The sequence below is a fragment of the Methylobacterium sp. V23 genome (assembly GCF_002917135.1).
Classification (GTDB): domain Bacteria; phylum Pseudomonadota; class Alphaproteobacteria; order Rhizobiales; family Beijerinckiaceae; genus Methylobacterium.
In genome coordinates this window covers 1-4,784 of the sequence record NZ_PDHT01000083.1, presented here as the reverse complement: position 1 = coordinate 4,784, position 4,784 = coordinate 1, and the positions used below count along the sequence as shown (strand labels likewise).

The window sequence follows — 4,784 nt, the reverse complement described above, 5'->3', positions numbered from 1 at the left end:
CCCGGTATGCAGCGACCTCAGCTAAACTGATGCCACCACACCGCGGGACTGCACAGCTAGAGCGTTATCCAAGCGGCTTGAGACGGACGTCGGGTTGAAGGGTTGGACGGTGAAGAAGAGTGCTGATGTCCTCAGCTCTGTCCGTCGATCTTCGTAAACGTGTTGTAGTGGCCGTTGCAGCCTGGGCCTCGCGGCATCAAGCAGCCGAACGCTTCAGGGTTAGCCTTGCCAGCGCGAGCCGCTGTGTGGGCTGCAGCCGTCCCGTCGTTGTGGCGCTGCCCTGTAGAATCTACATTAAAGCGCATCCTTCCAGTCCGACGTGAAGCATGCGCCTTCAGACAATCAGATCAAAAATGATAATCGGCAGTTTCATCGAATGTTTGATCCGGTTTAACATGAAAACATATACTTTTATTATTTGTTGCGAATAACATAATCCTTAAACCATTCATAGGTCATTGCCAAACCTACCGGAAGTGTGATGCTTGGCTCCCAGCCCAAGCTTCGCATGCGGCTTGAGTCCATAAGTTTACGAGGGGTACCGTCAGGTTTTGTTCGATCCATTACAATATTTCCATCAAATTCGATCACATTCCTCAACATATTTGCTACATCATAAATCGATTGATCGGCTCCTGCACCACAGTTGATATGCTCCATTTCACTGTAGTGATTCATACAGTGTATCACACCACGGGCGAGATCTCGCACGTGCAGAAACTCTCGCTTTGGTGTTCCAGACCCCCAAATAGTGACCTCACTACTTCCGCTAATCTTCGCTTCATGGAATTTTCGCATAAGAGCGGGTATGACGTGGCCTGACATTAAATTAAAATTGTCTTTCTCACCATACAAATTGCATGGCATTACCGATATATAGTCGCGATTATATTGCTTTCGGTACGCTTGGCAAAGTTTAATGCCGGCAATTTTGGAGATTGCGTACCATTCATTTGTCGGTTCAAGGGGCCCAGTTAATAAAGCATCCTCACGAATTGGTTGCGGAGCGAACTTAGGGTAGATACATGAAGATCCAAGAAATATCAGCCTATTTATATCGGCCAAATGAGAGCCATGGATGACATTAGTTGCGAGAACTATATTATCATATAGAAAATCCGCCGGAAGAGTATCGTTCGCATAAATACCTCCAACTTTAGCCGCCGCGAAGATAACTATATCGGGGCGATTTCTGAACAGCCAACTTGTTACAGACGACTGATCACGCAAATCGAGATCGAAGCGATTCACCTTTAGGACATTTTCATCGCTGAGTTCTAGCGCTTCAACAATAGCAGAGCCTACCATACCATTGTGACCGGCAACCCAAATCTTACGTTTCATAAAAATGCTTCCTGGTTTTATCTCTCAATGGCGCGCTTAGAAAAATAGTCTGGCTTTCTGAACATTTCATCAAACTTCCTTGCAATTCTGTATGTCGTTAGCGCTGAATTAGAACTAGGGTGACATTGCGGGGAACAGCCGCATCAAGACGGCGCTCCGCATGGGTCGGCTGGCAACGATTAAGACGCTCTCCGGCTTCGACTTCTCCTTCCAGCAGTCGCTGGACCGCGACCTCATCCACACGCTCGCCCAGCTCGGCTTCATCGCCCGCTCCGAGGTGGTCCACCTGCGGGGCCTGCCTGGGACCGGCAAGAGCCATTTGGCCACGACTCTGGGCGTGGGGGCGGTGAAGGCCGGGCGCTGCGTCTACTTCTGCACCTGGCTGGCCTGCTGGCCCAGCTCTTCCGAGCCGAACGCGAGGGCCGCCTGCAGGAGCACATCCGCTTCTTCCGCCGGCCGGGGCTCCTGATCGTGGACAAGATCGGCTACCTGCCCGTCGTGCCGGGCGGCGGCAATCTGTTCTTGCAGCTCTTCAACGCCCGATACGAGCGGGGCGCCATGATCCTCACGTCCACTAGCGGCTTCGCCGAATGGGGCGAGGTCTTCGATGATCCCGTGCTCGCCACGGCGCTGCTGGGCCGGCTGCTCCACCATACCATTGTCGTGCATATCGAGGGCTCCAGCTACCGCTTACGCCAGCACGCCGAGCTGATGCTCGAGCACGTCCGCTCCAAGGCGATCATCGGCGCGCCGCTGCAGCCGCCACCGCCCCGCCGGCGCGGGCGCGGGCGGCCGCCCAAGTGGCCTGAACGGCGGAAATGAGGAGATTTACTGCGGCGCTTCTGGGGAGTTTTAGAGCGGCGTTGACACGGCACCACCTCCGGCAGCTCGATCCGCTCGGATACGCTCACGATCTCAGCGGGAAGATCGTTGTGCAGGGCGCCGCCGCAGCAGGTGCAGCGTTCCGCACGATGATCGGACGACGGCATCAGGATTTTCGCTTATACCGCGGCTATGGCTCTCGTGCCTGAACTTGGCACCGCCGGACTCGGCCTGCTCGCGTCGCTCCTTGCGATCGGTCGCGGGCGGCTTCGAAAACGTGCACGAAGTCTTCTCCGGGCGCTGCATCCGCAGCGAAAGCTCGATCAGCTCCTCGCAGCTAGACCGCTCAAGATTGCTTCGGCCCATCCCACGAAGGAATTAACAAAATCAGACCCGCGCAAGGGGTGGGTATTTACTAGGGCACGATGCCAATCAAATCGGCCGAAAGTCTCGCGACCGACGAGTAAAAGCTTGAAGCTGAGTACAAGCCGGTCGCTAGCGGACTCAAACGATCTCGATTTCAGGGAACGGAAAGATAAATTTGCCGCCCTTTGCGATGTATTCTTGCTCCCGCTGCAGAATGCTTTCCTTAAAATGCCACGGAAGAACGAGGAAGTAATCCGGCTCCATTGCGCGAGCTTCGGCTTCAGAGATAATTGGAATTCGCGTACCTGGAGTTTCGCAGCCGAATTTTTCAGTGTTTACTTCGGCGATCGCAGAAACTTCATTTGTGGTGACGCCGCAGAACTGGAGAGTCACATTGCCTTTAGTTGAAGCTCCATATCCGAGCACCTTCTTACCATCAGCGGCCAAGCTTTTCAGGAGCCGTACTAGGTCGGCTTTGTGACGGAAAACGCGATCCTCGAACTCTCGGAAGGGGCGCACTGTATTTAGACCCATCCGCTCTTCCTGGCCCAGAAGCCAGTCGATCACCGCGTGATTGGGCTCGCGAACAGACTTCTTCAAAGCGGCAGTAACCGCAAAACTGCCGCCGTTTATGCTATTCATCTGCACGTCGACAACTTTCATATCCGCAGCATCGAGAATCTTTTCGACAACGCTAAGCGAATAATACTCAAGATGCTCATGGCAAATAGTGTCATAAGAAGTTGTTCTAAGCATTGCAGGCATATAGCTTTGCTCAAAATGCCATAAACCATCTGGTGCGAGCACCGAAGCGATGTCGCGCGCAAAAGCGATTGGATTGTCAAGATCGTAGAACATCGAGATAGACGTTACTATCTTCGCCTGACGATCGGAAATTTTGCGGAAATTTGCCGCCGAGAAGAAGTCCGGGACTAATGCAATGTCATCCGGATAATATGACTTAAATTTCAAGCCAGTAGGGTCGATCCCGATCCGATTTATTCCAGCAGTTTTGTAAGCTTTAAGCGATGTCGCGTCGTTCGAGCCGATATCGAGAACGGTCTCTCCTGTACTCAAGTCAGCTATCTTTTCTAAAAAGCTGACTTTCTGGGTTAGATGTCGAACCATGGACGCATTCAGGCCCGATCGATAACCGTAATTATCACCGTACATTTCGCCTGCATCGTAGGTATGCGCTAGTTGGAGCAGACCGCTATCTGGGCACCAAACGAGGTCCAAGGGTCCAGCCGTAACGGGTTGCCCCGGCTTGGGAAACACACCTGTAAGCTCTTGCTCTCCGAGGTGGAGAACTGGAACCAAGTTCTTAGACCCGCTCACGCGGCATGCTTCCAATTTTGTATAGGCTCCGGTCACGATCTCTTCTCCGATTTCGGAATTTCAAGTTTTAGGCTAGATCTGGGTAGACTTCGGATTATAGGTCTGGCTGATCAACCACGACCGAAAAGAGGCGGCAATCCACGGTTCCCGCATCAAAATAATTTCATTTCTAATCAAAATTTTTTACTTGTCATAATTTAAATCATAAATTTAGATATATCGTCGATACGATTGATATTCAATATTTCTCTCACTCATTGCACTCGATATACTACCGAGAACGTTGTAAAATCTCATAAATCGAGTGCTTGTCTTCGATAACTCATAAAACCACAATTTGAATTTTCTCCACAAATTTGAGAAATCGCTCGCTAGAGAGCCGAAAAGCTTTGGCGACCAATCAGGATCGTAGTCGGCGTCCTCCTCGCGCTTACGGCTTCGCACACTTGAAGTTTTTAGGTCAAATATATGCTTCAGCGTCATACGCATGGGCAGATCAACAAAAGCGTTTGACATTCTGACGACAAACCGACTTCGATTCAGGAGAGGCAGGTCCGCGCGACCATGCGCGACACAGCTGCTTGCCGAGGGCCTTATTGTGTTCAGGAAAATCGTCGTGTTCCACCAGATCTAATTCAGCCACGGGGCTTGCCCAAGATCCCGTCCGTTTAAGGGGCTTGTACGGGATTGGCTAGCCGGGTTGGCAGTGATTCCCGAGGTGCGCTGAAATTTGACGCAATACGACCGCGAAGGTGGTGCTTTCCCAGTGACCGTGTGAGACGTCCATGCGCAACCGCTCTCGCCGTGGTAAACGAGGACGTAGCCGGGCCTTGTTATCACCGGTTCAAGTCGCGCTAGGTGTGCAGTCCCGCGGTGTGGTGGCATCAGTTTAGCTGAGGTCGCTGCATACCGGG

2 protein-coding genes and 3 pseudogenes are annotated in these 4,784 nt (G+C 52.2%); 2 read left to right on the top strand and 3 right to left on the bottom strand.

Annotation, left to right across the window (positions count from 1 at the left end):
• Positions 1-125: 125 nt before the first annotated feature.
• Positions 126-242, top strand: a pseudogene (locus CRT23_RS27135) (IS630 family transposase); the annotation flags it as partial.
• Between the two features lie 172 nt (positions 243-414).
• Here the strand turns inward: CRT23_RS27135 and CRT23_RS27130 are convergent.
• Positions 415-1,344: a GDP-L-fucose synthase gene (locus CRT23_RS27130; protein WP_103712586.1), complete on the bottom strand. Its 930-nt coding sequence runs from the start codon at positions 1,342-1,344 to the stop codon at positions 415-417.
• A gap of 133 nt (positions 1,345-1,477) precedes the next feature.
• Between CRT23_RS27130 and istB the strand changes: the two are divergent.
• Positions 1,478-2,166, top strand: a pseudogene (gene istB / locus CRT23_RS29820) (IS21-like element helper ATPase IstB); the annotation flags it as partial.
• 47 nt (positions 2,167-2,213) lie between these two features.
• Here the strand turns inward: istB and CRT23_RS27120 are convergent.
• Both CRT23_RS27120 and CRT23_RS27115 read right to left on the bottom strand, forming a co-directional pair.
• Positions 2,214-2,532, bottom strand: a pseudogene (locus tag CRT23_RS27120) (IS66 family transposase); the annotation flags it as partial.
• 138 nt (positions 2,533-2,670) lie between these two features.
• Positions 2,671-3,906, bottom strand: a complete 1,236-nt coding sequence (locus CRT23_RS27115; protein WP_245436641.1) for a class I SAM-dependent methyltransferase — start codon at positions 3,904-3,906, stop codon at positions 2,671-2,673.
• Positions 3,907-4,784: the final 878 nt, after the last annotated feature.

Coding starts and splice junctions, on each gene's coding strand:
- CRT23_RS27130 (WP_103712586.1), bottom strand. CDS start 1,344: ATGAAACGTAAGATTTGGGTTGCCGGTCACAATGGTATGGTAGGCTCT.